General features: G+C 72.7%; 24 protein-coding genes and 1 pseudogene. 14 read left to right on the forward strand and 11 right to left on the reverse strand.

The genetic code is table 11. The features are described 5' to 3' along the window. Positions 1-58 precede the first annotated feature (58 nt). Both AB0K82_RS27345 and AB0K82_RS27350 read left to right on the forward strand, forming a co-directional pair. Positions 59-616: a TetR family transcriptional regulator gene (locus AB0K82_RS27345; RefSeq protein ID WP_364402132.1), complete on the forward strand. Its 558-nt coding sequence runs from the start codon at positions 59-61 to the stop codon at positions 614-616. A gap of 370 nt (positions 617-986) precedes the next feature. Then, a complete protein-coding gene (locus tag AB0K82_RS27350) occupies positions 987-2,432 on the forward strand; it encodes a GAF domain-containing protein (protein ID WP_364402135.1) in 1,446 nt (481 codons plus the stop codon). A gap of 39 nt (positions 2,433-2,471) precedes the next feature. Here the strand turns inward: AB0K82_RS27350 and AB0K82_RS27355 are convergent, their stop codons facing one another. Continuing rightward, positions 2,472-2,699, reverse strand: coding sequence for a DUF397 domain-containing protein (locus AB0K82_RS27355; RefSeq protein ID WP_364402138.1), 228 nt, complete (start codon positions 2,697-2,699; stop codon positions 2,472-2,474). 239 nt (positions 2,700-2,938) lie between these two features. Here AB0K82_RS27355 and AB0K82_RS27360 point away from each other — a divergent pair, with 239 nt between their 5' ends. Continuing rightward, positions 2,939-3,595, forward strand: a complete 657-nt coding sequence (locus AB0K82_RS27360) for an enoyl-CoA hydratase/isomerase family protein (protein ID WP_364402140.1) — start codon at positions 2,939-2,941, stop codon at positions 3,593-3,595. Positions 3,596-3,945: 350 nt separating this feature from the next. Next, positions 3,946-4,353, forward strand: coding sequence for a hypothetical protein (locus AB0K82_RS27365; RefSeq protein ID WP_364402142.1), 408 nt, complete (start codon positions 3,946-3,948; stop codon positions 4,351-4,353). A gap of 10 nt (positions 4,354-4,363) precedes the next feature. On the opposite strand, the gene AB0K82_RS27370 is transcribed toward AB0K82_RS27365, so the two are convergent. The 4 genes from AB0K82_RS27370 to AB0K82_RS27385 all read right to left on the reverse strand — a co-directional run bounded on the left by AB0K82_RS27370 (position 4,364) and on the right by AB0K82_RS27385 (position 10,110). Then, a complete protein-coding gene (locus AB0K82_RS27370) occupies positions 4,364-5,197 on the reverse strand; it encodes a TIGR03619 family F420-dependent LLM class oxidoreductase (protein WP_364402145.1) in 834 nt (277 codons plus the stop codon). Next, positions 5,194-6,798, reverse strand: a complete 1,605-nt coding sequence (locus tag AB0K82_RS27375; protein WP_364402148.1) for a hydantoinase B/oxoprolinase family protein — start codon at positions 6,796-6,798, stop codon at positions 5,194-5,196. Before AB0K82_RS27375 ends, AB0K82_RS27370 begins: the two co-directional genes overlap by 4 nt. Next, positions 6,791-8,854 (reverse strand): hydantoinase/oxoprolinase family protein, encoded by a 2,064-nt coding sequence (locus AB0K82_RS27380; protein ID WP_364402151.1) that lies wholly within the window; start codon positions 8,852-8,854, stop codon positions 6,791-6,793. Before AB0K82_RS27380 ends, AB0K82_RS27375 begins: the two co-directional genes overlap by 8 nt. A 125-nt stretch (positions 8,855-8,979) precedes the next feature. Further along, complete coding sequence (locus AB0K82_RS27385) at positions 8,980-10,110, reverse strand: hypothetical protein (RefSeq protein ID WP_364402153.1); 1,131 nt, start codon at positions 10,108-10,110, stop codon at positions 8,980-8,982. Positions 10,111-10,362: 252 nt separating this feature from the next. Between AB0K82_RS27385 and AB0K82_RS27390 the strand changes: the two genes are divergently transcribed. Both AB0K82_RS27390 and AB0K82_RS27395 read left to right on the forward strand, forming a co-directional pair. Then, positions 10,363-11,133, forward strand: a complete 771-nt coding sequence (locus AB0K82_RS27390; protein WP_364402155.1) for an SDR family oxidoreductase — start codon at positions 10,363-10,365, stop codon at positions 11,131-11,133. 47 nt (positions 11,134-11,180) lie between these two features. Further along, positions 11,181-11,795: a hypothetical protein gene (locus AB0K82_RS27395; protein WP_364402158.1), complete on the forward strand. Its 615-nt coding sequence runs from the start codon at positions 11,181-11,183 to the stop codon at positions 11,793-11,795. A 54-nt stretch (positions 11,796-11,849) separates the two neighbouring features. On the opposite strand, the pseudogene AB0K82_RS27400 reads toward AB0K82_RS27395, so the two are convergent. The 3 genes and pseudogenes from AB0K82_RS27400 to AB0K82_RS27410 form a co-directional block, all read right to left on the reverse strand. Then, positions 11,850-12,056 (reverse strand): annotated as a pseudogene (locus tag AB0K82_RS27400) (zinc ribbon domain-containing protein); the annotation flags it as partial. Next, positions 11,996-12,238: a helix-turn-helix domain-containing protein gene (locus tag AB0K82_RS27405; RefSeq protein WP_364402161.1), complete on the reverse strand. Its 243-nt coding sequence runs from the start codon at positions 12,236-12,238 to the stop codon at positions 11,996-11,998. The gene AB0K82_RS27405 and the pseudogene AB0K82_RS27400, both read right to left, overlap by 61 nt. Positions 12,239-12,315: 77 nt before the next feature. Beyond that, entirely contained in the window at positions 12,316-12,957 is a 642-nt protein-coding gene (locus AB0K82_RS27410) for a PaaI family thioesterase (RefSeq protein WP_364402163.1), read from the reverse strand. A 231-nt stretch (positions 12,958-13,188) separates the two neighbouring features. Here AB0K82_RS27410 and AB0K82_RS27415 point away from each other — a divergent pair, with 231 nt between their 5' ends. Then, a complete protein-coding gene (locus tag AB0K82_RS27415; protein ID WP_364402166.1) occupies positions 13,189-14,304 on the forward strand; it encodes an alcohol dehydrogenase catalytic domain-containing protein in 1,116 nt (371 codons plus the stop codon). Here AB0K82_RS27415 and AB0K82_RS27420 read toward each other — a convergent pair whose 3' ends face one another. After that, positions 14,305-17,661 (reverse strand): NACHT domain-containing protein, encoded by a 3,357-nt coding sequence (locus AB0K82_RS27420; RefSeq protein ID WP_364402169.1) that lies wholly within the window; start codon positions 17,659-17,661, stop codon positions 14,305-14,307. Between the two features lie 69 nt (positions 17,662-17,730). Then, entirely contained in the window at positions 17,731-18,579 is an 849-nt protein-coding gene (locus AB0K82_RS27425) for an LLM class F420-dependent oxidoreductase (protein WP_364402171.1), read from the reverse strand. 102 nt (positions 18,580-18,681) lie between these two features. Here AB0K82_RS27425 and AB0K82_RS27430 point away from each other — a divergent pair, with 102 nt between their 5' ends. The 6 genes from AB0K82_RS27430 to AB0K82_RS27455 all read left to right on the forward strand — a co-directional run bounded on the left by AB0K82_RS27430 (position 18,682) and on the right by AB0K82_RS27455 (position 23,888). Further along, positions 18,682-19,494, forward strand: a complete 813-nt coding sequence (locus AB0K82_RS27430; RefSeq protein WP_364402174.1) for an alpha/beta hydrolase — start codon at positions 18,682-18,684, stop codon at positions 19,492-19,494. Next, the gene (locus AB0K82_RS27435) at positions 19,491-20,741 is read left to right on the forward strand and encodes an LLM class flavin-dependent oxidoreductase (RefSeq protein WP_364402177.1); all 1,251 of its coding nucleotides are present in this window, start codon (positions 19,491-19,493) and stop codon (positions 20,739-20,741) included. The genes AB0K82_RS27430 and AB0K82_RS27435 overlap by 4 nt, the downstream gene beginning before the upstream one ends. 6 nt (positions 20,742-20,747) lie before the next feature. Next, entirely contained in the window at positions 20,748-21,623 is an 876-nt protein-coding gene (locus AB0K82_RS27440) for a TIGR03619 family F420-dependent LLM class oxidoreductase (RefSeq protein WP_364402180.1), read from the forward strand. 93 nt (positions 21,624-21,716) lie between these two features. Then, on the forward strand, positions 21,717-22,433 hold the full coding sequence (locus AB0K82_RS27445; protein WP_364402183.1) for a hypothetical protein: 717 nt from the start codon (positions 21,717-21,719) through the stop codon (positions 22,431-22,433). 49 nt (positions 22,434-22,482) lie between these two features. After that, on the forward strand, positions 22,483-22,857 hold the full coding sequence (locus tag AB0K82_RS27450) for a BlaI/MecI/CopY family transcriptional regulator (protein WP_364402185.1): 375 nt from the start codon (positions 22,483-22,485) through the stop codon (positions 22,855-22,857). Continuing rightward, complete coding sequence (locus tag AB0K82_RS27455) at positions 22,854-23,888, forward strand: M56 family metallopeptidase (protein ID WP_364402188.1); 1,035 nt, start codon at positions 22,854-22,856, stop codon at positions 23,886-23,888. The genes AB0K82_RS27450 and AB0K82_RS27455 overlap by 4 nt, the downstream gene beginning before the upstream one ends. Positions 23,889-23,991: 103 nt before the next feature. Here the strand turns inward: AB0K82_RS27455 and AB0K82_RS27460 are convergent, their stop codons facing one another. Next, positions 23,992-24,879, reverse strand: a complete 888-nt coding sequence (locus tag AB0K82_RS27460; protein WP_364402191.1) for a PhzF family phenazine biosynthesis isomerase — start codon at positions 24,877-24,879, stop codon at positions 23,992-23,994. 72 nt (positions 24,880-24,951) lie between these two features. On the opposite strand from AB0K82_RS27460, the gene AB0K82_RS27465 reads away from it, so the two are divergent. Next, complete coding sequence (locus tag AB0K82_RS27465) at positions 24,952-25,848, forward strand: LysR family transcriptional regulator (protein WP_364402194.1); 897 nt, start codon at positions 24,952-24,954, stop codon at positions 25,846-25,848. The last annotated feature ends 33 nt before the right edge of the window (positions 25,849-25,881 follow it).

Consider the following 25,881-nt stretch of genomic DNA (forward strand, 5'->3'; position numbering starts at 1 on the left):
ACGATAATCCGAGAAGGGCCTCAAGGAGAAGGTCGGGATACGCCAGACTTGCCCGGCGATGGAAGACACACGAGAACGCATCCTGCTCGCCACATTGCGCCTGATCGGCGAGCATGGGGTCGGCGCGGTCACCAACCGGCGGGTCGCGACCGCCGCCGGCGTCGCGCTGGGCTCGCTGACCTACCACTTCCCCAGCCAGGCCGAACTCCTGCGGGAGACCCTCAGCCGGTACGTCGACGAGGAGATCGGCCGGATCAGCGAGATCGCCGCGCGGCTCGAGGGGATCGGCCCGGAACAGGCCGTCGTCGAGACCGAGCGCGCCATCGCCGCGTTGCCGGACGGCCCCGAAGAGGTCGCCACCCTGGAGTTGCACCTGCACGCCTCCCGCGACCCGCTGGTCCGGGAGGCCGCGGTCCGCTCGATGGCGGCCTACGACCAGTTGGCCACCGCGATCCTGACGGCCCTGGACATCCCCGACCCGGAGGCCAAGGCCCCCACCGTGGTCGCGCTGTTGTACGGCCTCGCGGTCCGCCGCCTGGCGACCGGCGACCCCTCCGGCACCGCCGAGGCGCTCCGCCTGCTGCTGTACGGCGCGGCGGTGCCCCGCCCGGAGTGACCCGAGGACGGTCCGCCCGCCCCGGGGGGCGCTCCTCTCCCGGCCGGAGTGACCCGGGGATGGGCCGCCCGCCGCCGGGGCGCTCCTCTCCCGGCGAGCCCAACGGCGGCGGGCGCGTGCACGGCGCACCGGATCCGTCCCCTCTCACGGGTCCGGGCTGACCGCCACGGACGACCGCGGCCCGGAGCGGAAAGGTGACGCCCCGTTGCGGTCGTGGAACGTACGGTAGACGAAGCAGGGTTGCAAACACGTTGCAACCGCCCGATGACCCAGGGCGATGATCGCAGGTCGCCAGTTTGGCCGAATCGCTTGCGGCCGGGGGCCGCAGCCCCAATGCTCGGGGCAGACACGCCCCCAGTGGAGAAGCGCCATGCGAAGCAGCCACGTGTGCGACAACCCCGCGGACTGCGATCTCCGGACCGCCGTGCTGCACGAGGCGGCCGGCGCCGGGCAGGCCCGCGCCGACCGCACGCTGATCCGTGAGTCGTGGCGCCGTTCGCTGGACGCGGGGGTCGACCCGGAGATGCGGGCGGCGCCGCAGGCGATCGACGCCGCGCGGGTCGCGGACGTACGGGCCGCTCATCCCCTTGACCGGCACCTGCCGCGGCTGCGGGACACGTTGCGCGGCGTCGCCGACGCGACCACCCAGCTGATGGTGATCACCGACGGCGACGCGCGGGTGCTGTGGAGCGAGGGCCCGAGCGACGTACGGCGGCAGGCGGACACCGTCGGGTTGATCGAGGGGTTCCGCTGGTCCGAGGAGGCCATCGGCACCAACGGCATCGGCATGGCGCTCAGCACCCGGGCACCGGCCTACGTCCAGGCCACCGACCACCTGGTGCGCGTCCTCCAGCCCTGGTCGTGCGCCGGCGCGCCGGTCGTCGACCCGGACACCGACGAGGTGATCGGGTGCGTGGACATCAGCGCGACGGTCGACCAACTGCACCCGGCCGTCGTCGCGCTCGTGGAGGCCGCGGCCCGGCTCGCCGAGGCCTGGCTGACGCTGGAGATGAACCACCGCGACGAGTGCCTGCGCGCCCGGTACCTCCGGCACGTGCGCGGCGACACCCGTGCCCTGGTGACGACGACCGGGCGGATCCTGGTCGCGGACCCCGACGGGTGGCGGGGCGGACGGGTCGTGGTCCCGGAGGCGGGCGCCCGGGTCGCGCTGCCCGACGGCCGTACCGCGGTGGCGGAGACGCTGGGCCAGGCGTATCTCCTGCGCGCCGCCGGCTCGGACGACCGGTGCTCGCTCACCCTGCGGCTGCTCGGCGACGAACAACCGTGCGCCTTCCTCGATGGCCGGCGCGTCCCCCTGTCCCTGCGGCACGCCGAGCTGCTCGCGCTGCTGGCGCTGCACCCGAGCGGCCTGTCCTGCGAACAGTCGTCGCTGTACCTCTACGGGGACGAGGGCAATCCGGCCACCGTGCGCGCGGAGATCCATCGGCTCCGCGGCCAGCTCGGGAACATCGTCCGGGCCAAGCCGTACCGCCTCGACTGCGAGGTGGAGGCCGACTTCCTGACCGTACGGCGGCTGCTGGCGGCCGGAGACGTCGCGGCGGCCGTACGCCTGTATCCGGGGCCGCTGCTGCCTCGCTCGGAGTCCCCTGCCGTGCAGGCGGCGCGGGACGAGCTGACCGCGCAGCTCCGCCGGCAGCTACTGCACCGTGGCGACTCCGAGGCGCTGTGGTGTTACGCGCAGGCGGCGGCCGACGACCTGGAGATCCTCATGAAGCTGGCGGCGGTGCTGCCGCCGGGCGATCCGCGGCGGGTCTCCGCGCAGCTCCGGCGGGACCGCGTCCTCCAGGACGGCTGACCACCGCGCCGGACCCGCCTCAGGCGGCGGACGGCTCCGTCAGGAGCTCTGCGGGGGCTTCGGCGCGTCCTCCACCATGTCGTCGAACTCGCCGTCCTTGACCCCGAGGATGAACGCCTCCCACTCGGCGGGGGTGTAGTACAGCGCGTCGCCGTCGGGCTTGGCGGCGTCGCGCATGACGATCATGCGGTCGGCGTGCTTGTGCTTGATGGGCACGTCTGCGCCGTCGACGAACAGGATCTCGACGGATCCGGACTCCTCGCTCATGCCGTCCCTCTTCTGCTCGGGTGCTCGGGGGAACGCTCCCGCCGGACGCGACTGGCTCCCAGGCTATCGGGCGCGCGCCTCGCCACGGGGCCGAAATACCGGCGAGACCGGGCCGGCCTCGGCCGGACCCGGACGTCCCGGTCTCCGCCCGCTCGCGCCGCCACGCCCCTGCCCTGACGGGCGCGGAGATGAGATGCTCGTCCCAGCAGTTACTCATCAGTAGCAACGGGAGAGACGGCATGATCGAGCTACGGCGGGACGGGGACGTTCACATCCTTCGCATGGACGCGGGCGAGAACCGCTTCAGCCCCGGCTTCCTGGACGAGCTCGAGAAGGCGCTCGGCGAACTCGAGTCCGCGGAGGGGCGGCGCGCCCTGGTGACGATCGGCGCCGGCAAGTTCTATTCGAACGGCCTCGACCTGGAATGGCTGACCGGGAACCCCGACCAGTTCGAGCCCTACCTGCACCGGGTCCACGCGGTGTTCGCGCGGTTCCTCACCCTGCCGATGCCCACGGTCGCCGCGATCAACGGTCACGCGTTCGCCGCCGGGGCCATGCTCGCCCTGACCCACGACCACCGCGTCATGCGCGGCGACCGCGGCTACTTCTGCCTGCCCGAGGTCGACCTCGGGCTCTCCTTCACGCCCGGCATGGCCGCCCTGGTCCAGTCCCGGCTGTCGAACCTGGTCGCGCACGAGGCCATGGTCACCGGCCGGCGCTACGGCGCCGAGGAGGCGCGCGAGGCGGGCATCGTCCACCGGACCGCCCCGGAGGCCGAGGTCCTTCCCGCGGCGATCGAGGCCGCCGCTCCCCTGGCCGCCAAGGACGGCGGAACGGTCGCCAAGATCCGCATGGCCATGTACGAGCCGGTGCTGGCCGCCCTCTCCGCCCGCTGACGGCGACGGAGGACGGAAGAGGGCTTTACTTTGCAATCCCGATCGATATAGTGGACATATGGGCCGGCGCTCCTGCGGCAGCCATCGCGGGCTGGTCCTCGGGTGAACCGTCTCGGCGGCCGAGCGCGTCCGGTTGAACGAGGCGGCGGCGGGGCGGCCCTGAGTGGCAGCGGGGCCGCCCCGCCCTTCCCTCCCGCACGCGAGCGCGCCCCCGGACGCTCTTTCCTCCGGATCAGTCCATTCCTGCGGTGACCTTCTGCCGCGAAAGTCACAAATACCGGCAGACCATCTCGCTAGCATCCCGTGGTCTTTCCTTACTGATCGAAGAATGCAGCGAGGTGACACGGGAAATGACACCCATCAGGCGGATACTCGTGGCCGGGCTGGCCGGCGCGGCGGCGGTCGTCGCGCTGAGCGCCCCGGCGTCCGCGAGCCCGGCCGGCACCGTCCACGCCGACAGCACGATCCACTGGAACATCGTCAAGGGCGTCAGGAGCTACGGCTGCTACGCGGCCATGGACGCCGAGAAGTCGAAGGGCAAGTGGTACGTCCGCGGCCGTTACTACCGGTACGCGGGCGCCTCCACCTGCTATTTCGCGCTGGTCCGCAAGTCCTCGCACAGCTCCTACAGTTGGCATTACCAGGACAAGGGGCAAGGCGTGTGGGTGTACGGCGGCTGGCACAAGGACTCCGGCTACAAGTCGCACTCCTGCGCCACGACCGACACGCTCAACACCAAGTGCACCAAGTCGTGGTGACGCCGCCGCGTTAACGACGGGCGATCCCGTACTCGGCGGCGAAGCGCCGTAGCGCGTCGAGGGCCTCGCCGGTGCGTGTCCACGGCCGTACGATCACGCGGTCCACGCCCAGCGCGGCCCACGCGCCGATCTCCTCCGGCCCGGCCAGTTCGTACGCGTGCACGGTGATCTCGAAGGGCCGGTCGCGGTCGGCGAGGTGGCGGCGGAGCCGGTCCAGTTGCGGGCGTACCGACGCGAGGGTGTGCGGCATGCCGATCCAGCCGTCGCACCGGGCGACCGCGCGGCGCAGGGCGGCGGGCGACTCCCCGCCCGCGAGGATCGGGATGCCGCGCGGCTTCGGCTCGAAGGCGACCTCGCCGAAGTCGAAGAACTCGCCGTGGTGCTCGACGACGTCCTCGCTCCACAGGCGGCGGGCCACGTCAATGGCCTCGTCCAGCCGCCGGCCCCGGCTCGCGAAGTCGATCCCCGTCGCCTGCCACTCCCCCGCGTACCAGCCCGCACCCACGCCCGCGATGGCACGCCCGCCGGAGACGTGGTCGAGCGTCGCGAACGCCCGCGCGGCGACGAACGGGTGGCGCAGCGCGAACAGGTACACCGCCGTGCCGAGCCGGATCCGTTCGGTGACGGCGGCGAGCGCGCACAGGTGGGCCGGCGCGTCGAACAGCGGGGTGGACGGCACGATGCCGGGCCGGCCGGTACCGGGATACGCGGCGGTCGACAGGTCGGTGGCGAAGACGAGGTGCTCGGGCATCCACACCGACTCGAAGCCGAGGCGGTCGGCCTCGACCGTCAGGTCCCGCCAGATCCCGGGATGCACGAGCCCCAGGGGGACGCCGAATTTCACCGGGTGGCCCTCCCGTCGCGCAGGTCCCGTGCCGCGACGTCCGGATCGCGGTCGGCCGGGTCGCCATAGCCACCGCCGCCGGACGTCTCGACCACGAACGCCTCGCCCCCGCGCAGCGGAGAGCGCGTCGCCTTGGGCGGCAGCGGTTCGCGGGTGCCGTCGGCGCGTTCGCGGAAGTAGCCGCCCGCCCGGCCGGGCGCGCCGCCCTCCGCCCCGGCGGGCGGGTGGCGCAACCGGTCGCCGCGCGTGTCGACGTGCGCGTCCTCGAGCACCCGGATCACCGTGCGCGTGCCGAGCCCGCCCCGCCAGCGGCCCTGCCCGCCGGAGTCGGGGATCAGCGCGACCTCCTCGATCCGGACCGGCAGCCGCGCCTCGATGGGCTCGACCTGCGGGATGATGTTGCGGCCGCCGCCGAACAGCGCGCCGGTCGCGTCCGGTCCGTCGCGGCCGTACCGCGCGCCCATGCCGCCCAGTTCGAACGCCATGTGCAGCCACGGGCGTGTGACGCCGCTGACGCTGAAGGCCTGCAGGATGCCGGAGGCGGCCGCGCCGCGACCCGGCAGCGCCCGCGTGAGCGCGGCGAAGACGGCCTCCTCGGCCGCCGCCACGGTGGCCCACCGGCCGCCGCCCGGGTACGGCTTCGTGCAGTTGACGAGGCTCCCCTCGGGCATCCGCACCTCGACCGGCGCGAAGCAGCCCTCGTTCATCGGCAGTGCCGGATCGACGAAGCAGCGCAGCGCGTACATCACGCCGCCGAGCGTCTGCGAGAACCCGGAGTTGACCGGCCGGGCGACCTGCGGATCGGTGCCCGCGAAGTCGACGAGGACCCCGTCGTCGTGCACGGTCACCGCGACGCGGACCCAGTGCCGGTCGGCGCCGTCCTCGACGGCGTACTCCCCCGCGTAGCCGCCCCTCGGCAGCCGCGCGAGCTCCTCGCGCATCCGCGCCTCGGTGTGGGCGAGATAGCCGTCGATCCCGGCCGCGAGGTCCTGTTCGGCGGCGAGCGCCTCGACCCGGCGCGCGGCGACGTTGACCCCGGCGACCAGCGCCCGCAGGTCGCCGAGCAGCCGGTCGGGGGTACGGCTGTTGGCGGCGAGCACCCGCGTGAGGCCCTCGTCCCACCCGGCGGCGGTGGCGACCCGGACCGGCGGCAGTTGCAGCCCCTCGAGGAACACGTCGGCCGCGTCGCTGGCCATCCCGCCGGCGGACAGGCCCGACAGGTCCGCGACGTGGATGAGCGTGCCGGTGAAGTAGGCCGGGCTCCCGTCGACGAAGACCGGCCGGAAGACCAGGAGGTCGTTGGCGTGCACGCCGCCCTGGTAGACGTCGTTGGAGCAGAAGACGTCGCCCGGGCGCATGCCGGCGAGCGGGTAGGCGTCGATGACGTACGGGAGGGCGCTGCGCAGGCTCGCGCACTGCACGAGCGCGGTGGACAGCGAGTGCGCGACCAGGCGCCCGCTCGCGTCGAGGATCGCCGCCGCCGCGTCCGCCCCCTCGACGATGAAGGTGGAGTACGCCGAGCGGACGACGACGATGCTCGCCTCCTCGGCCGCGACGCGAAGGGCGTTGCGGAGGATCTCGGCGGTCAGGTCCTCACGCATCCGTGCCCTCCCTCTCCAGCGAGACGGCGCCGTGGTCGTCGAGGACGCCGCTCCAGCCGGGCGGCACGACCAGCGACGCCTGCGGTTCGGTGACGACGCACGGGCCGGTGAACCGTTCGCCGGGGACGCAGGCGGTCCGCTCGCGCACCGGCACCTCGCGAAACGCCCCGCCGAACCACGCCCGCCGGGTCCGGTCCGGAGCCGGACGCGGCGGGTCCGCCCCGCCCGGGTCCGCTGCTCCTGCGGGCAGGGACACGCGCGCCCGGGCGACGGTCAGCTCCGCGGGGTCGCGCAGGTCGATGCCGTACGACTCGCGGTACCGGGCGTAGAACTCCTCGACCGCGGCCTCGATGACGTCGCGGGTGACCGGTCCGGGGCGGAGCTCGACGGTGAAGGCGTGCGCCTGCCCGGCGAACCGGAGGCCGACCGAACGCGTGACCCGGCCGCGCGCGTCGCCGAGGCCGAGGTCGGCGCGGCAGGCCGCCTCCAGGTCGGCGAGCACCGTCTCCAGCGCCGCCGGGTCGGCCGCGGCGGCCGGGGCGAGGAACGACCGCGACCGCTCGATCGCCAGGTCGGCGTGCAGCAACCCGGCCGCCGATCCGACGCCGCAGCGCGCCGGGACGAGCACCCGGCGGATCCCGAACCGCTCCGCCAGCCCGGCGGCGTGCGTCGGGGCCGCGCCGCCCAGGGCGACCAGGGTGAAGCCGCGCGGGTCGATGCCGCGCCGGACCGTGACGACGTGCACGGCGGTCCCCATCTGCGCGCCGGCGATGTCGTGGACCGCCGCGGCCGCCTCGACGACGTCGACGCCGAGCGGCTTGGCGACGTGGCGGGCGATGGCGTCCTCGGCGAGGTCGGGCCGGAGGCGGAGGTCGCCGAAGCCGTCCGGGTCGAGGTAGCCGAGCACGAGGTCGGCGTCGGTGACCGTCGGCAGCGTGCCGCCGCGCCCGTAGCACGCCGGACCGGGCGCGGCCCCGGCGGATCGCGGGCCGACCCGGAGCGCTCCGGCCTCCACCCAGGCGATCGAGCCGCCGCCCGATCCGACCTCGGCCAGGTCGATCGCCGGGACCTTGATGGGCACGCCGGTGCCCGGCCGCCGTCCGCCGAAGCTGCCCTTGCCGCCGACCTGGAACTCATGGGTGACGCCCGGGCGCCCGTCCCGTACGAGCCCGGCCTTGGCGGTCGTGCCGCCCATGTCGAAGGAGATGAGGTCGGCGAGCCCGTGGCGGGCGCCCTCGCGGGCGGCCGCGACCACTCCGGCGGCCGGGCCGGACTCGATCGTGTAGACGGCGCGGGAGGCGGCGAGCTCCGCCGGCAGCACGCCGCCCGCCGACTCCATGACGTGCACCGGCGCCGTGATGCCGGCCTCGGCCAGGCGATCGCGCAGCCGGCGAAGGTAGGCGCCCATGACGGGACCGACGTACGCGGACATGAGCGTGGTCGTCGCCCGTTCGTACTCGCCGACCTCCGGCCAGACCGCCGAGGAGGCCACGACGGGGGTGCCCGCCGGAAGCCGCTCGGCGATGATCGACGCGAGTCGTCGCTCGTGGGCGTCGTTGGCATGGGAGTGGAGCAGGCAGATCGCCACGGCGGCGACGCCGAGGTCCGCGACGCGCTCGGCGACCCGCCGGGCGGCGTCCTCGTCCAGCGGGGTCAGGACGGTGCCGTCGGCGGCGAGGCGTTCGGCGACCTCGAAGGTGTGGGTCAGGGGCACCGGCGGCTCGCCCGGCGAGTACGCCAGGTCGTACCGCTCCTCCTCGACGCGCGCCTGGCGGCCGAGCGCGAGCATCGAGCGGAAGCCTCGCGTCGTGACGAACGCGACGGCGGCGCCCCGGCGTTCGAGGATGACGTTGGTGGCGAGCGTCGTCGCGTGCGTGAACCGGTCGACCGACGCGGGCGCGACTCCCGCGTCGGCGAGCACCCGGCGGACGCCGCGCAGCAGCCCCTCCGTCGGGTCGTCCGGGGTCGTCAGCGTCTTGGCGACGTGCACCCGGCCGTCCGCGACGAGGACCACGTCGGTGAAGGTGCCGCCGATGTCCGTGGCCAGTGCCGTCACGCGACCTCCACCCAACCTAGCGACCGCTTGGTGAAGCGTAGAAAGCGGTCCGGCCGCTGTCAACGGCGGCTCCCGCTCGGCAGGAGTCGTACGGCTCGGGCGGACCCCCGCCCGTCAGGCGGCGGTCACTTCCGTTCGCCCGCGGTCTGGCTCGGATAGTTCTCGTGGCGGCGCAACGGCCCGCCATGCCCCTCGGTGAGCTCGCGCTCCAGGGTGGGCTCGCGCCCCTTCGTCTCACGAGTGGGTCTCCCGGCCCTGGCCCGGCCCGGCCTCCGCCCCGCTCTCCGCCCCTCTCCCACGGTCGGCCAGGCCTTCGTCTCCCAGAACTTCCAGCCCTCCCGGATGGTGGGGAACGTGGCGACGCCCGTGTTGATCCTCAGCCGGCCGCAGTTGTGGAAGATCTTCCACTCGTCGAAGCCGACTTTCAGGCCGAACACGCGGTACCGCACATGCCCGATCATTCCCTTGGTGACGTGAACGGTGTACTGGTGCCCGCTCTCCACGGAATGCTCCTGCTCGACCTCCGGCCGCAGTTCCTTTCTGACGCGGGCGAGGAAGTTCTGCACGGTGACGTCGGTGTCGACCTCTTTCTCGAGCTCGACGTGCAGCCGGACGAGGTGGACCCGCCTGATCCAGACCTGGATGTCACCGCCGGGGCCGTCGACGTAATAGGAGTCCGGCACGAACAGGTCGACCGGCTTCTGGAATCGGAGGCGGAAGTAGACGCGCGGATCGCACCGCGCGATGAAGTTCTTCAGCGGCGTACGGCGCGGCCGGGGGAAGGCGGTCGGCGTCCGGGAGGCGGACGCCGACGGACTGGCGCCGATCGAGACGTTGATGCCGTCGGACTTCGCACTGGCCGGTGGGGGTGGTGTGGGGGCGGGGGGGGCGGTGGTGTCCGCGGTTAGGGTCCGCGTCGCGGTCGTGGTGGCGGTGGCGGTCGTGGTCCTGGTCACGGTGGGAGACGCGGTGACGGTCACGGTCGGGGCGGGGGTGGGCCGCGGACGCGGCCCGGGATCGGCCATGGGGGCTCTCACGGTCCGGCGGGGTTCGCGCCGCCTCGGCCCGGCGCCGTCGGACGCGCCGGCGACCGGCCACGAATCCCGGCCGGCCGTGGAGGCGGTGACGCCGCCGCGCTCCGGAGACGCGGCGGCGGGGGCGAGGGACGAGACGGCCGCGGCGACGAGGACGCAAAGGGACCCGATGGCGGCCGAGGCCGTCACCGTCGCCAGAGGAGAGGGAACCACGGCGCTCATCCGAAGATTACGCATTGGTGCACCATTTCCTTGGAACGCTGCATCGCGCGATAAATACCGTAGGTGAAGATCAATTCTTTCCCAGGGCCGACGGTAACACGGGGTCGGCAGAAATTACGGAAGGCGCGTTCGCACGTTTCCACGGCAGACATTTATCGGAATTCCGCCTCTTCGGCGGATTCGGCGGGGCGACACACACCGAGCTAGCGTCCGCTTGGTACGATGCGGCGTCGCGTCACCTCGGGAGGTCCAGTGCTGTCGGGAAAGGTCGCTGTCATCACCGGGGCCGGCCCGGGCCTGGGCCGTACGCTCGCGGGGCTGATGGTCGAAGAGGGCGCGCGCGTCGTGGTGTCCGCGCGCTCGCGGGCCGCCCTGGAGCAGACCGCGGCCGCCACCGGAGCGCTCGCGGTGCCCGCCGACGTACGGGACCCCGACCAGGTGCAGGCGCTGGCCCGCACGACCGCCGACCGGTTCGGCCGGATCGACGTGCTCGTCAACGCGGCGTTCCCCGGCACCCACCGCAAGAACGTCCTCGACATGGACCCCGGCTACCTCGAGCTCTGGCGTTCGGCGGTGGAGACGGCGACGTACGGGACCCTCCTCACCTGCCGTTACCTCGCCCCGTACATGGTCGAGGGCGGCGGCGGATCCATCGTCAACGTGACCTCCCTGTCGAGCCGCGCCGGCTATGCCGGCCGGAGCGACTACGCCACCGGCAAGGCGGGCGTCCACCTGCTGTCCCACTGCCTCGCCGACGAGCTCGGCCCGCTGGGCGTCCGGGTGAACTGCGTCGCGCCGGGCTGGATCGCCAGTGACGCGCTCACAACGTGGATGGAGACGCGCGCGCGGGACGAGGGCACGACGTTCCAGGCCGTGTACGACCACGACGTCGGCGCCATGGCGCTCCGGCGGATCGCGACCGAGGAGGACGTCGCCCGCGCGGTGATCTTCCTGGCCGGCGACGGGGCCAAGGCGATCACCGGCGCGACCATCGACGTGAACGGTGGTCAGTTGTTCACGTGAGGTCGAGGAAACCCATACCGTCGTGGCCGCGTCTTACGATGGTGATCGTGCCGGGGTCGTACACATGGTCGCGCCTGTCCGAGGCCGACGTGGTCGAGTTGCGCGATCTGGTGTCCGGGCGCTCCACCGTGCTGCGCCGTCCCCCTTCCGACCTGCTGGCCATGGACGACATCGTCCGGCTCGAGGCGCTCGCGTTCCGGGAGAGCACCGGGCCGCAGGCGGAGCTGTTCGGCGCGCTGGACACCGATCCGCTGCGAGTCCTCACCGGGATGAACTGGCTGATCGCCTTCTGGGCGGTGCTGTGGGACCTGCGTGCGGGCGAGCCCGCCGGGGACCTGATCCGGACACTCGACTACGACGGCCCCTGGCGTAAGGGCGCCACCCCCGAGCAGGAACAGGTCTGGCGGTCGATGAGCCAGCGGGTCCGCACCGGCGTGTTCGCCGCGCTCACCGGAAACCCGGAGTCCCACCGGGTGTACGCCGACGACGTCCGCCGGCTCGCCCCGGACGTATTCCTGCACGTCACCTTGACCATCATGGACGCGCTGAGCCGCAACCTCGGCCGGCAGGGGCTCGAGCTCTCGGGCATGGCGGCCGAGCTGGAGTCCTACACCGAGCCCGGCCGGCCGGGCGGCGGGCCGTCGTTCAGCCCACCGCGCTGAGCACCCATCCGCATGATCGACATGCCCACAGGCGCGACAACGAAAAACCGCTTGGCTCTCACGGCTCTCCGCAGCGCGATGCCCACAGGCATGACATATCTGAGACGTGTACGCGGAATTTACCTTCTCCACCCGGTCCCGCGCCTTCTGCTCCAAGCGGGTCACCAGAAGACCCCAACCGGCCGCCTGGATCGACCGGTTCAGCCCGGCCTTGGCGCGCACGTTCGTGCCCGGCGCGTCTGCGACCCCGCCGCCAACCACGGGAACTCTCGTCTCGCCTCGGTCAACTGGCGGGACTGCTCGGCATAGCCCGGCGCGCTCGCCCGGCCCGGCTGCCAGTGCTGATGCTGTTCGATCGCCAGGTTCCACACATATCGGGCGTGCGAACAGTGGTCCAGCAGCGCCTGCTCTTGAGCGGGCGTGGGCGCAAGCCGGAACCGCATGCCCGCACCCTAACCACCACCGCCGGCAGCCCAAGGAGGGCGCAACGTTCCCTCACTGGCCTGACGGCCGGTGTTTCTTACGCTGAGAAGCCGATGAAGACGGCAGCCGCCCCCACGGTGACCCGTCCGTCCGGGCCCAAGATGCGGCTCTCGACGAACGTCTTGCGGCCTTCCACGCGGACCGCCTTCGCCTCGGCGGACAGCGGAACGCCGAGCGGCGTCGGCCGCCGGTAGCGCAGGTCCAGTCCCGCCGTCATGCCCGGCGTGCCGTTGGCGGACGCGGCGACGCCGGACAGGTGGTCGAGGACCATCGCCGACACACCGCCGTGGACGAAGCCCGGAGGACCCTCGTACAGCACGCCGAGGGTGAACTCGCTGCGCGCGGTCCCGTCAGGCGAAACGCTGATCTCGATCGGCGGGGCGAGGGGGTTCAACGCACCGGTGACCGGGCTGCCGAGTTGGCGGACGATCCCGCCCTCGCCCACTTGGGCGCCCGGCGGGATGCCCCGCCCCGCCTCGGCGAGCCGCCGGGTCAGCAGCTCGACCTCGTGGGCGACGGCGGCGACCTCGCTCTGGTCGGCGCGGGTCAGGACGACCAGCTCCGACAGCTCCCGTACGCGCGCGGCCAGCTCGGCGAGGTCGGCGATCCGGGCCTCGTCGAAGTCCTGCCGGTCCCGCTCTTCGAACACCCGCTGCATGGCCGTCCACGCTCCGGTCATGCGACCTCCTTCGTCGGAGGAATGACCAGAGGCACTGCGCTCATGGCTCGCTCGCTCCGCTCACTCACACGCCCTCCTCCATCGGAGGAGTGACCAGAGGCACTGCGCTCATGGCTCGCTCGCTCCGCTCGCTCACGCGGCCTCCCCGCCTCGTCGCCGAACTGGATTCTAGACCGGCGACCTCTCGCCGGTCACTCGACCAAGCAAATGCTTGGTGTTACCGTCCCCTCCATGGCTGGAGAACGGGTGGCGCGCGCGGCGGTGGTCCGGGAGTTCGGCGTTCCGATGGAGCTGACCGAGATACGCGTCCAGCCGCCGCAGAGCGGCGAGGTCCTCGTGCGGATCGCCGCGTCCGGGGTGTGCGGCTCCGACATCAAGGCGCTCGACGGCCACAGCCCGGTCGCGCGGCAGCCGCCGCTGGTGCTCGGTCACGAGAGCGCGGGCGTGGTGGCCGAGGTGGGTCCGGGCGTCACGAGCGTACGGCCGGGCGACCACGTGGTCATCGCGATGAACGGCCCGTGCGGGCGCTGCCGCAACTGCTCGCGCGGCCGCGTGCACCTGTGCTCCGGCCCCGCGCGACTCAACGCGATCATGGGCCTGATGGGCGACGGCACGACCCGCCTGACGGTCGACGGCGTCCCCGCCCGGCCCATGATCGGCATCGGGTCGTTCGCGGAGTACGCCGTGGTCGGCGAGGCCGCCTGCGTCAAGGTACGCGCCGAGGCGCCGCTCGACCTCCTCGCCCTGACCGCGTGCGCCGTCGTCACCGGCGTCGGCGCCGTCCTGAACACCGCCCGCGTCGAGACGGGGGCGAGCGTGCTCGTCGTCGGCTGCGGCGGCGTCGGCCTGAACGTCGTCCAGGGCGCGGTCCTCGCGGGCGCCACGACGGTCATCGCGGCCGACGTCGTACCCGCCAAACTGACGCTCGCCGAGGAGTTCGGCGCGACGCACACGATCCTCGCCGAGGACCTGCCCGCCCAGGTCGGCGAGATCGTACGCGGCGGCGCCGACTACGCCTTCGACGTCACCGGCAACGTCGACGTGCTCGCTCAGGCGTTCGCGGCGACGCAGCCGGGCGGCACCACCGTGATGGTCGGCAGCCCGCCCGCCGGCCGGCCGCTGTCGATCCCCCCGCAGACGCTGTTCGCCTCCCGGCGCCTGCTGGGCACCCAGGGCGGCGACGCCGTGCCGCGCCGCGACCTCCCTCTCCTGGCCGACCTGCACCGCCGCGGCCGCCTCGACCTGGAGCGCCTCGTCAGCGAACGCGTCCCCCTCGACAAGATCAACGACGCGATCGACCACGTACGCTCCGGCGCCGTCGCCCGCTCGGTCATCGTCTTCGACTGATCAGCCGACCTGCAGCCGGCGCCCGAGCAGATGCCCGTTGCGCACGTCCTGACCGTGCTCGATGTAGACGGTGACCTTGCGCAGCCCGGCCAGCGGTGCCAGATCGATACCGGGGACCACGCCCTTGAGGTAGACGTTCCGCAGCTTGCGCAGCCCGCCGAGCGGGGTCAGATCGGCGACGCCGGTGCAGTGACGCAGCCAGAGGGTGTCCAGCTCCTTCAACCAGGCCAGTGGAGCGAGGTCGTCGATGCCCGTGTCCTCGAGGTCGAGGAAGTGGAGATCGCGAAGCCCGGCGAGCGGGGTGAAGTCGGTGACGCCGCGACAGCCCCAGAGACCGAGCCCCGTGAGATCCAACACGGCGAGCGGCCGCAGGTCGGTCACCCAGGAAGAGCCGTTGACGTACAACGAGCGCACCTTCGGTACCCGCCGCACCAGTTCCTCAAGCCCCGAGGCGAGAGCGGAACCAGTGAGGTGCAGGCTGTCAATTCCGTCCAGCGCGGGAAGAACATCCAGGCCAGTCAGTGCCGGACAGTCGTCGAGCGAGAGGACCGTGAGCGAGGTCTGCCCCTGAAGTGGAGAGAAGTCAGTGACCTCTTCGAGATGCGTGAGCATCAGCGTGTCCAGCGTTGGGAGGTGGCGGACGAAGCCCAGGTCCCGCAGACCGGACGACGACAGCCGAAGACCCCACAGCTTCGGCAGCTGGCAGAGCGGTGCCATGTCGCGCACGACGGTCAAGGTCGAGATGTTCAGCCACTCAAGGCTGTCGGCGCGAGCCATCAGCGGGCTCAGATCACCCGACTCCAGCTCGCTGAGGATGAGATGGGTGATCGGTTGATCGAGATGATGCAGGAACGAGAGGTCAGCCAGCCGATCGCCGATCCGCAGCCGCCTCAACTGCCTGACATGCCTTAGGGCGCTCAAGAGCCGCGGCGATGGGAGGTGCAGGATACGGTCGGCGAGCGGGGCGTCGGCCAGTACGCGCCGGGCGTAGTCGTCCGGGTCGAAGTACTCCCAGCCCTTGATCAGCTCCTCCTGCACCAGGTAGCGAGGGTCGGTGCCGTAGGCGGCGAGCAGGTCGAGGGCGCGTGGGCCGTTGACCAGCCAGGCGGTGCGGACGACGGCGCGCGCGGCGGCCGGGGTCAGGCCGTCCAGGCTGCGGGGCAGGCGGTCGAGGATCGTCTCGCCGACGTTCGACAGGGAGCGCGCCGAGGTCAGGTCGCGTGGCGGGACGAGGTCGTCGAGGCAGGCGTCGACGGCGCTTCTCAGCTCGACCGGGATGGCGGGAAGGGTCTCCAGGCAGCCCGCGACGAGCAGTTTCAGCCGCCGGGCGTGGCGCGGTTCGGTCGCGATCCGGTGGAACAGTCCGGCCAGCAGTTCGGCGCGTTGCGGGGCGTTGGCGTGACCCGCCGCCATGATGATCGTCTCGCGCCACTGGTCCCTGTGCGCCTGGGCGAGCAGAGGTTCGAGGTCTCCGTCGTCGGCGAACTGCTTGGCCGTCAGGTACTCCTGCACGGTCCGGTGGACGAAGTCGATCCGCCCGGGCACCGGTTCGCGCAGCACGCCGCTGCGCTCCAGCAGGTGGTCCAGCACCGCTTCGCCGTCGGTGGGCGCGCTCGGCATCGTCGCCAGTCGCGTGCCGATCCAGCGGACCACCGCGTCCTTGGGCAGCTCGGTCCGCCCGGTGATCGACAGCCGCCAGGCCAGGTCCTGCAGGATCAGCAGCTTCTGGACGCGTTCGAGGACGATGGCGTCGTCGACCGCGATCTGGCGCTCGACGTCGCGGCGTTCGAGCAGCAGATCCAGTGCCGCCGCGTACAGGCCCATCCGGTCGCGTGGCAGTTGCTTCTCCCGGTCGAGGTTGAGCGCGCACAGCATCGCGGCGAGCAGCGGGCTGCCGGCGAGGGCCCGCAGGTGCGGCGCCGACTCCAGCCGCGCCAGCAGCGCCGCCTCGAAGCCGGGGAGCTGTTCGGGTGCGCAGGGCAGGTCACCCGCGTCCCGTACGGCCTCGTGCCAGTGCCGGATCAGCTCCCTGACGTCCGCCGGGGTCATCCGCTCCAGCAGGGCGGTGGCGAACCCCTCCCCCGCCAGCCAGTCGGCGCTCGCCGCCGCGGGCCGGGAGGTGACGATGACCCGCAGCCCTGGATACGCCGCGAGCAGCCCGCCGAGCCACGGTCGTACGGCCCGGCGGCGCGCGCCCGGCAGTTCGTCGACCCCGTCGATCATCAGCAGCGCCCGGCCGCTGCCGAGCACCCGGTGCGCCCAGCCGGCCGGCATCAGCCCGGCGATCGGGTCGGCGACGCCTTCGAGGAGGCGCTCCGGTGACGGGAGCGACCCGGCGGTGTGGCTGCGCAGCTTGACCAGGAAGGGCACGCAGCCGTTCCAGTCCGCGAGATCCCCGGTGAAGGTGCCGCGCGCGGCCGAGATCGCCAGCCAGCGCAGCAACGTGCTCTTGCCCGATCCCGCCTCCCCGCGGATCAGCGTCAGCGGCGCCCGCCCGAGCGCGGTCTCGACCCGCAGCGTCGCCTCGGTGGCCTGTGCCTCGTCCCCGCGCCACTCGTCGATCGGCAGCGGACGGGCGGCGGACGGCCGGGCCCGGCCGTGCTCGGCGGGGTCCTCGTCCGTGGACACGCTGAGGCTGATGTAGGCCACGCTCAGCGTCGTACGGGGCCGGTACCGCTCGACCCGTACGCCGAACAGCTCGAGCACGTCCAGGGTGGTGCTGACGTGTTCGAGGTAGCGCCGCCGGAACGCCTCGTCGGTGGCCGTCCCCTCCGGGGCGTCGAGCGTGCGGACGGGAAGGCGCGCCAGCAGCAGCGACACCTGGTCCGCGACGGCCGTCAGCCGCGCCAGCGTCTCGGTGGACGCTCTGGGCCCGAACTGCGGCAACTGCTGGACGATGCGCGCGAAGCAGTCGCAGCACTCGTCCAGCACCACGTCGTACAGCCGCGCTCCGGCCTCCCCGAGCTGCCCGTCGAGCGCGCGACGCGGCAGCCCGGCCCGTACGTGCGCGGCGAGGCGCGTCGCGTCCAGGTCGGTCGCCAGCAGCGCCCGGTCCGACAGGTCGGCGTCGGCGAAGGTCTGCGCGACCTCGGCCAGCGCGGCGGCCTTGTCGTTCTCGCGCAGCCCGCCGTACTCGTGCCCGCACAGCGTGAGCAGCCGCTCGGCGACCTGGTCGGCGATGTCGTCGATCTGCCGCTCGAACCGGCGGCGCACGATCCGGTCCGGGAACCTGGTCCGCATCAGGTCGACGAGGTCTCGCGTCCGCTCGCGCTCGGCGGACCACCCGGTCAGCCAGGTCTGGGCGAGGTGGTGGCCCAGCGCCTTACCGACCGCGACGGCCACGGCCTCCAGTGCCATGCGAAGCCTCCCGAGACAGCCCGAAGCGCATTATGACGGGTTACTCCGCCTTAGACGCCCGTTCGCCGCTCAAGGCTCCCCATCGGCGTGGGCCCTCAGGTAGGCGTCGGCGTAGGTGTCGAGGACTGGGAGGACCGTCTCTCGCGAGCCCGAAGGGACGCGGAGGACGACCTCGTCGATGCCGAGGGAGGCGTAGTAGTCGAGCTTGCCGGGGGTCGGGTCGGTACCGAAGGGGATGATCGGGACCGGGTCGCGGCCGGCGCGGGCGCAGGCGTCGCGCAGGGCGGGCAGCGCCTCGCGGACGCCGGCGCCGCCGATGGGCAGCCAGCCGTCGCCGTACTCCGCGATGTGCCGGAAGAGCGTCGGGCCCGCCGCGCCGCCGAGCAGGACCGGGATCCGCCGCGCCGGCTTGGGCCACGTCCAGGACGGGGTGAGGCGCACGAAGTCCCCCTCGTACGACGCCTCCTCGCGCTCCCACAGGGCGCGCATGGCGAGGACGTGTTCGCGGGCACGATCGCGGCGGGTCTCCCACCGCACCCCGTGGCCGGCGGCCTCCTCGCGGTTCCAGCCGAAGCCGACGCCCAGGGCGACCCGTCCGCCGCTGAGGTGGTCGAGGGTCGCGACGGCCTTGGCGGTGACGATCGGCTCCCGTTCGGCGATGAGCGAGACGCCGGTGCCCAGGACGATCCGTTCGGTGACCGACGCGGCGGCGGCCAGGGCGACGAGCGGATCGAGCGTCCGCGCGTACTCCTCCGGCAGGACCGGGTCGCCGGTCGGCGGCGGGGTGGCGCGGCTCACCGGGATGTGCGTGTGCTCGGGCAGGTAGAGGGAGGCGAACCCGCGCCGCTCGGCCTCGACGGCGAGCTCCGGGACGGCCATCGCCCGGTCGGTGGCGAACATCGTGACGCCCAGCCTCATCGTCCCTCCGAAGGTTGTTCAACCAAGCGATTGCTCGGTAATTATAGATTGATGTAGCGTGCGCTTGTTCGGTGCAGCCGGCACGACGGAAAGGGGCGCGCCATGCCGTTCGCGGACCTCGCGGACCCGGGCCGGCCGGGAGGCGACGTTCGGCTGTTCCATACCGACGACGGAACCGGCGACCTGCCGCTCCTCCTCGTGCACGGCTGGGGTTCGGACTCCCAGGAATGGGCCTGGCACCTGCCGGACCTGGCGGCGCGTCACCGCGTCATCGCCGTCGACCTGCGCGGCCACGGCAACTCCTCGGTGCCGCCGAGCGGGTTCCACCCGCGCGACATGGCCGCCGATCTCATGCGGCTGCTGGACCACCTGGACGTCCCGCAGGTCATCGGGGTCGGTCACTCGATGGGCGGCCAGATCGTCAGCATCCTCGCGGTCGAGCACCCCGAGCGGGTCAAGGCGCTCGTCTGCGTGGATCCGGGCTACGGCCATCCCCCCGAGATCTCGGCGGCCGCTCCGGCGCAGGTACGGGCGCTGCGGGCGGACGCCGGCGCCGCGTTGCGGATCGACGAGTGGTGCTACACGCCGGTCACCCCGCCGATGATCAAGACGTGGCACGCCCGGCGGCTGCTCGCCATGCCGCCGCACGTGCTGGCCGAGGCGTTCGCCGGGCTGTTCACCGGCGAGGAGCAGATCGGCAGCCGGCCGGCCTGCGACGACTACCTCAAACGCCGCGAGTGCCCGGTGCTCACCTTCCGTTTCGACCCGGCCCTGTCCGCCTGGGACGAGTCGCTGTCCACGCATCCCGCCTCGACGACCGTGACCTGGCCCGGCTCGGGCCACCGCCTTCATGAGGAACGCCCCAGGGAATTCCTGCTCGTCATGAACCGATGGATCAAAGGGGTAACGCAGTGAAGTTCGCCATCTTCCTCAATCCGCAGATTCCGGGGTCGGGCTACAGCGCCGAGGCGAACGCCAAGGCGAAGCGGCCCATCGGGCGGGACACCGAGTCGTACCAGAGACTGCTGCATGAGGTCCGCGAGATCGCGGTGCACGCGGACCGGGTCGGCTTCGACGCCCTCATGATGACCGAGCACCACTTCCACTCCGAGGGCATGGAGTTCTCGGTCAACCCGCTGATGTTCCTCACCGACCTGGCGGCCCGCACCGAGCGGATCCTGCTGGCCCCGCTCGGCATGGTCCTGCCGGCGTGGGACCCGATCCGCGCCGCCGAGGACGTCGCGCTGCTCGACCAGTTCTCCAAGGGAAGGCTGCGCCTCGGCGTCGCCCGCGGCTACCAGAACCGCTGGATGAACGTGCTCGGCCAGCGCTGGCACGCAGCGGCCGCGCGGTCCGACGGCTCGGCGTCCGACAACCGCAACTTCGACGTCTTCGGCGAAGTCCTGAAGATCATGAAGATGGCGTGGACGCAGGACACGCTGAAGTACAAGAGCGACGTCCTCGACTACCAGGTCCCGTTCCCGTACGACGGGATCGAGGGGTGGCCGGCCACCGAGTGGACGCAGACGTTCGGCGCGCCGGGCGAGATCGACGACGAGGGCGTGATCCGCTCGGTGGCCGTGTGCCCGCGGCCGTACCAGAACCCCTATCCGGAGCTGTGGCAGCCGTTCACGATCAGCGACCGGTCCGTGATCCGGGCGGCCCAGGAGGGCATCCTGCCGTGGTTGTTCACGCCGAACCCCGACGACCACGCCGCCAAGGCCCGGCTCTACCAGGAGGAGTCGGCCAAGTGCGGCCGGGACTACAAGCTCGGCGAGCACACCGGCATCCTCAAGATCGTCGGTATGGCGGACACCCGTGAGGACGCCATCGAGACGTACGGCCGGAACATGCCCAAGGACTTCGCCGCGTTCTTCGGGCCGTTCGGGTACCTCGAGGTCATGCGCAAGAAGGAGGACGACAAGAACGTCCCCATCAGCCCGGAGAAGGGCGATTTCAAGCGCATGAACGAGGTCGAGATGGCGCTGCTCGGCGGGCCGGACGACGTCAAGCGCGGCATCCAGCGGATGCTCGACCGGATGCCCGACCTGGAGTGGTTCGGCCTCTACATGCAGGGCCAGCAGGGTGTGCTGCCGCTCGACACCGTCAAGCGGAACCTGGAGCTGTTCGCCACCAAGGTCATCCCCGAGTTCGCGGACTGAGCGGCCGTGGAATTCTGGCTGGGCGGATTTCACGAGACCGGGGAGTTCGTCGGGCTGGCACAGGCGGCCGATCGGCTGGGGTACGACACCCTGACCGTCTCGGACCACCTGTTCCACGCCGACTACGAGACCCGCTACCCGTATTCCAAGACGGGCGAGCCGCCGTACGACGCGACGACGCACTGGCCGGACGCCTGGGTGACCATCGGCGCGATGGCGGCGGTCACCTCCCGGCTGAACTTCGCCACGAACGTCTACGTCGCCCCGGCACGCGACCTGTTCACCGTGGCGAAGGCCGTGTCGACCGCGGCGGTGCTGTCCGGAAACCGGGTACGGTTCGGCGTCGGCGTCGGCTGGTGCGCGGACGAGTTCCGGCAGACCGGCCAGGACTTCCACACGCGCGGCCGGCGGCTCGACGAGATGCTGCCGGCCCTGCGGGCGCTCTGGCGCGGCGGACCGGTCGAGCACCACGGGGACCGGTACGACTTCGGACCGCTGAGCATCGCGCCGGTCCCCTCCGATCCGGTCCCGGTGTACGTCGGCGGGGACAGCGACGCGGCGCTGCGCCGTACGGCCCGGTTCGCCGACGGGTGGATCGGCAACCGGATCTATTCGGAGGACCGCCTGGCCGAACTGCTCGAACGCCTGTCCGCCCACCTCGCCGATCACGGCCGCAAGCTCGACGACCTACGGGTCATCGCGCCGATCGGGGCGATGCCGAGCCCGTCGCTGTACCGGAAGTGGCGGGAGCGGGGGGTCGACGGGACGATGGCCGCTCCCTGGTGGCTCGCCACGGAGGAGGAGAAGCGGCGCTGCTCCGGCCTGGCCCTCAAGATCGCGACCATGGAGCGCTTCGCCGAGGAGGTCATCGCCAAGATGTAGGGCACGCACGACGTACGGTCCGCACCTCGATCACGAGGCCGAAGCGCGCTAGCCTTCACCTAAGCGACTTAGGTTTTATGGCGGAGGTGCGGGATGGCGAAGACGGACGGCCGCGACTGGAAGGCGGCGCGCCGGAGCGCGCGGGAGCGGCTCGCGGCCGAGCGGGCCGCCCGGGAGCGCAGGCTCCGGCGGCGCCGGATCGTGACCTGGGCCGCGGGCGGGGGCGTCGCCGCCGTCTTGGTGGCCGGCGGCATCTGGGCGGCCACGTCCGACGGGAAGAAGAGCCCCGGCAGGACGGCCGCCCCGGCCGCGGCGGCCGGGGCGGAGGCGGGCCGCCCGCCGTGGCCCCGCCCGGACGACACCGCCGACCGCGCCCGGAAGGAAGGGCTCGCCGTGGCCCCCATGGAGGGCACGGCCGTGCACTTCCACACCCACCTGGACATCCTGGTCGACGGGAAGGCCGTTCCCGTCCCCGCCAATCTGGGCATCGCCGCGTCCGGCGACGCCATGTCCGAGTTGCACACCCATGACACCACCGGGGTGCTGCACATCGAGGCGCCCGCCACCGGCAAGCGGTACACGCTCGGCCAGCTCTTCACCGAGTGGAACGTCCCGCTGAGCGCGGCACGGCTCGGCGGCCTCCAGCCCGACGGCACCCGCACGCTGACGGCCTACGTCGACGGCGGGAGGCAGACCGGCGACCCCGCCGCGATCGAGCTGACTCCGCACCGGGAGATCGCGCTGGTGTACGGGCCGGCGAACGCGAGCGTTCAGGTGCCGTCGCGCTACGACTTCCCGGCCGGCGAGTGACACCCCATGTACTATTCGGCTTAGGTAGAAGCGGGATGGAAGGGGGCGCATGCCGCGGTTCGGGGAGCTCGAGGCGGCGATCATGGAGGTGATGTGGTCGGCCGACAAGGCGATCACGGTCCGGGACGTCCGTGACCGACTCGGCCGCGAGCCGACTCCCGCCTACAACACCGTGCTCACGGTGACGGAGATCCTCTACCGGAAGGGCTGGCTGGCCCGCGAGAAGCACGGCCGGGCCTTCCGGTACTGGCCGGCGGGCAGCCGCGACGACTACACCGCCCAACTGGTGGCCGAGGCACTGGACTCCGCGCAGGACCGCGCCGCCGCCCTCGTACGGTTCATGGAGAAGATGGAGCCGGGAGAGATGGCCGAGATCCGCCGCGCGCTCGACGCCGCCAAGGACGCCGACCGGCGGCCGCGATGACCGTCACGCTGCTCCTCCTGGGACACGCCCTGCTGCTGGCGACCGCCGGCACGGCCGCGCTCCGGCGCGCCGGGTGGCCGTCGCGCGCTCCCCGCCTCGCCATCGCCGCGTGGCTGGGCATGTCCGCCTCCATCGTCGGCTCGCTGATCCTGGCCGGGCTGAACGCGACCACCGCCGCGACGAAGGCCGGAGTCGCCCCGGGCCGGTGCTACGGGCCGGTGCACTGGCCGTGCGCCCCCGACACCTTCTCCGAGATGGGCGTCCTGGCCGCGACCGGCGCCGTCGCCGCCCTCGCCGTGACGGCTCGTGTCACGTGGTGCCTGATCGCCGAGTTCCGTACCGCCGCCCGCGAGCGAGGGCTGCGGCTCGACGCGCTGACCCTGGTCGGCCGCGCCGACACCGGGCTCGGCGTGACCGTCGTCGACCACCCGACGGCGGCCGCGTACTGCGTCCCCGGCCGGCGGGGCCGGATCGTCGTCACCAGCGGCGCGCTGGCGGCCCTCGACGACGCTCAGCTGACCGCCGTCCTCGCGCACGAGCGGGCCCACCTGCGCCAGCGCCACCACCTCGCGCTGACCGCGAGCCAGGCCCTCGTCCGGGCGTTCGGCCCGCTCCCGCCCTTCACCACCGCGCGGGCACAGCTCGCCTTCCTGGTCGAACTGGCCGCCGACGACGCCGCCGCGAAGCGCTCCGGCCGTCTCACCGTCGCCGAGAGCCTGCTCACGCTGTCCGGCCCGGTCCCGGCCGGGACGCCGGTGCCCGTACTGGCCGCGGGCGGTTCGGCGACGGGCGCCCGCGCGCGCCGCCTCATCGCCGGCACCCGCCCGCTCGGCCCCGTCCGCGCGCTGCTGGGATTCGCCGTCGCGGCGGCGGTCCTCACCGCTCCCCTCGCGGCCGCCGGACCGGTGCTCACCACCGCGGTGGCCTGCTGTGGCTCGTCACCCGCCGCCGGTCACATCCTGTGCACACCCGTCTGTCCGGACCAGGCGGCCGACCTTCCGCCGATCACGTCCTCCGTCCCGCCGGCCTGACGCCTCAGCCCCGAGAACGGCTCGCACCGAAGGCCGTCTCAGGGAGGCCGATCCGGATTGTTCGCCATTGATCGTCCGCATGACCTGCGCGGTGACGGGGACCTCAGCCGCCGATGGGAGCCGCCGTACCGCTGACCCGGATCCCGGTCGCCGCCCCGGACGGCACGTCCACGACGAGGCGACTGGGACGGCCCATGTCCTCGCCCTGGTGGATCGTCACCCGGGCCGGCGGCACGACGAGGTCCAGGGCGCGCAGGTACGCGCCGAAGGCCGCGGCCGCCGCGCCGGTGGCCGGGTCCTCGACGACCCCGCCCGGCGGGAACGGGTCGCGCGCGTGGAAGACCGTCTCGCTCTCCCGCCACACGAGCTGCACGGTCGTCCACCCCCGGCGGGCCATCAGCTCGCCCAGCGCCTCGAAGTCGTAGTCCAGATCGGCGAGCCGCTCGCGGGAACCGGCGGCGAGGACCAGGTGGTCGTTGCCCGCGTTCGCGATCCGCGGCGGGAAGGCCGGGTCCAGCTCGTCCGCCTCCCAGCGGAGGGCGGTCAGCGCCGCGGCGAGGTCGCCGTCGTCCAGGGCGCGTACGGCGGGTGCGACGCTGGTCAGGGTGGCCATGATCCGGCCGTCCTCTTCACGGGTCCCGACGGCCACCTCTCCGGCGGACGTGCGGAACACGACATCGCCCGTCCCCTCGCGCTCGGCCAGCGCGACGGCCGTGGCGATCGTCGCGTGGCCGCAGAACGCCACCTCGGCCAGCGGGCTGAAGTACCGGATCCGGTAGCGGCGCTCATCCGCCGCCTCCTCGATCAGGAACGCGGTCTCCGAGTAGCCCACCTCGGCCGCGATCTCCTGCATCCGCGCCTCCTCCAGCCCCCGGGCATCGAGCACGACACCGGCCGGGTTGCCGCCCGCACCGTTCACGTCGAAGGCGGTGTACCGAAGGACGGCCGCCGGGGCCGCCTGAGTCTGGGTCTGCGATGCGGTGTTCGTCATGGCCATGATTCTGCGAGTCCGGTTACCATCGCGTCCAACGATAAAGATCGATAAGAGGGATCGAGAACTCCGATGGACACGCGCCTGCTCCGCAGCTTCCTCGCGGTCGTACGCGCCGGCGGGATCACGGCGGCCGCCGCCGAGCTCGGATTCGTCCAGTCGACGGTCACCACGCACATCCAGGCGCTCGAACGCCTGACGCGCACCCCGCTGCTCGACCGGCACCCCGGTGGCGTCTCCCCCACCCACGCGGGAACGCTGCTCGCCGAACGCGCCCAGCAGATCCTCGACCTCGAGGACCGCATGCTCGCCGAGCTGGCCGCCGACGCCACCCGGCCCACCGGTCCCGTACGGCTCTGCGCCCCGGAGTCGGTGTGCGCCTACCACCTGGCACCGCTCCTCGCCACGTTCAGGGAACGGCTGCCGGAGGTCCGCCTCTCCCTCTTCCCCGCCGACACCCGCACCGCGCTGACGGCGATCACGGAACGCCGCGCCGACCTCGCCCTCCTCCTGGAGCCGTCGGTCGACCCGGCCCAGGCCGACGTGGCGGACCTGGGCCGCGTCGAGCTGTCCCTGGTGGGCCCCGCCGCGACCGACCTCCCCCGCGACCGCCCGATCACCCCGGCGGAACTCGCGGCGACGGGCGTCCTCCTGCTGGAGGAGGGCTGCGCGTACAGTGACGACCTCGGCGCCTTGATGGCCGCCGCCGGGACCCCGGTGGCCCAGCCCCGGTTCGGCGGCGTGGAGACGGTTAAGCGCTGTGTCGCGGCCGGTCTCGGCCTGGCCCTGCTGCCGACCGTCACCGTCGCCGAAGAACTCGCCGACGGCCGTCTCGTACGACTGCGGCCTCCGGACCTGGCCGAACAGCGCCTCTGGCTGCTCCGCCCCCGCTCCCGCTGGGCCTCCCCGGCGATCCAGGCCGTCCAGACCCTGCTGACCGACACCATCCAGGCCGCCTCCGCGTCCTGACGACCATCCCGGCCAGCTCCGTGCCCTGACCGG

This window comes from Actinoallomurus sp. NPDC052274 (assembly GCF_040679475.1).
In the GTDB taxonomy this organism is placed as follows: domain Bacteria; phylum Actinomycetota; class Actinomycetes; order Streptosporangiales; family Streptosporangiaceae; genus Actinoallomurus; species Actinoallomurus liliacearum.

What these genes read in the sequence shown, in the direction of transcription:
- AB0K82_RS27345 (WP_364402132.1), top strand. Translation starts at nt 59, where the DNA reads ATGGAAGACACACGAGAACGCATCCTGCTCGCCACATTGCGCCTGATC.
- AB0K82_RS27350 (WP_364402135.1), top strand. Translation starts at nt 987, where the DNA reads ATGCGAAGCAGCCACGTGTGCGACAACCCCGCGGACTGCGATCTCCGG.
- AB0K82_RS27355 (WP_364402138.1), bottom strand. Translation starts at nt 2,699, where the DNA reads ATGAGCGAGGAGTCCGGATCCGTCGAGATCCTGTTCGTCGACGGCGCA.
- AB0K82_RS27360 (WP_364402140.1), top strand. Translation starts at nt 2,939, where the DNA reads ATGATCGAGCTACGGCGGGACGGGGACGTTCACATCCTTCGCATGGAC.
- AB0K82_RS27365 (WP_364402142.1), top strand. Translation starts at nt 3,946, where the DNA reads ATGACACCCATCAGGCGGATACTCGTGGCCGGGCTGGCCGGCGCGGCG.
- AB0K82_RS27375 (WP_364402148.1), bottom strand. Translation starts at nt 6,798, where the DNA reads ATGCGTGAGGACCTGACCGCCGAGATCCTCCGCAACGCCCTTCGCGTC.
- AB0K82_RS27385 (WP_364402153.1), bottom strand. Translation starts at nt 10,110, where the DNA reads ATGAGCGCCGTGGTTCCCTCTCCTCTGGCGACGGTGACGGCCTCGGCC.
- AB0K82_RS27405 (WP_364402161.1), bottom strand. Translation starts at nt 12,238, where the DNA reads ATGCGGTTCCGGCTTGCGCCCACGCCCGCTCAAGAGCAGGCGCTGCTG.
- AB0K82_RS27410 (WP_364402163.1), bottom strand. Translation starts at nt 12,957, where the DNA reads ATGACCGGAGCGTGGACGGCCATGCAGCGGGTGTTCGAAGAGCGGGAC.
- AB0K82_RS27415 (WP_364402166.1), top strand. Translation starts at nt 13,189, where the DNA reads ATGGCTGGAGAACGGGTGGCGCGCGCGGCGGTGGTCCGGGAGTTCGGC.
- AB0K82_RS27420 (WP_364402169.1), bottom strand. Translation starts at nt 17,661, where the DNA reads ATGGCACTGGAGGCCGTGGCCGTCGCGGTCGGTAAGGCGCTGGGCCAC.
- AB0K82_RS27425 (WP_364402171.1), bottom strand. Translation starts at nt 18,579, where the DNA reads ATGAGGCTGGGCGTCACGATGTTCGCCACCGACCGGGCGATGGCCGTC.
- AB0K82_RS27430 (WP_364402174.1), top strand. Translation starts at nt 18,682, where the DNA reads ATGCCGTTCGCGGACCTCGCGGACCCGGGCCGGCCGGGAGGCGACGTT.
- AB0K82_RS27445 (WP_364402183.1), top strand. Translation starts at nt 21,717, where the DNA reads ATGGCGAAGACGGACGGCCGCGACTGGAAGGCGGCGCGCCGGAGCGCG.
- AB0K82_RS27450 (WP_364402185.1), top strand. Translation starts at nt 22,483, where the DNA reads ATGCCGCGGTTCGGGGAGCTCGAGGCGGCGATCATGGAGGTGATGTGG.
- AB0K82_RS27455 (WP_364402188.1), top strand. Translation starts at nt 22,854, where the DNA reads ATGACCGTCACGCTGCTCCTCCTGGGACACGCCCTGCTGCTGGCGACC.
- AB0K82_RS27460 (WP_364402191.1), bottom strand. Translation starts at nt 24,879, where the DNA reads ATGACGAACACCGCATCGCAGACCCAGACTCAGGCGGCCCCGGCGGCC.
- AB0K82_RS27465 (WP_364402194.1), top strand. Translation starts at nt 24,952, where the DNA reads ATGGACACGCGCCTGCTCCGCAGCTTCCTCGCGGTCGTACGCGCCGGC.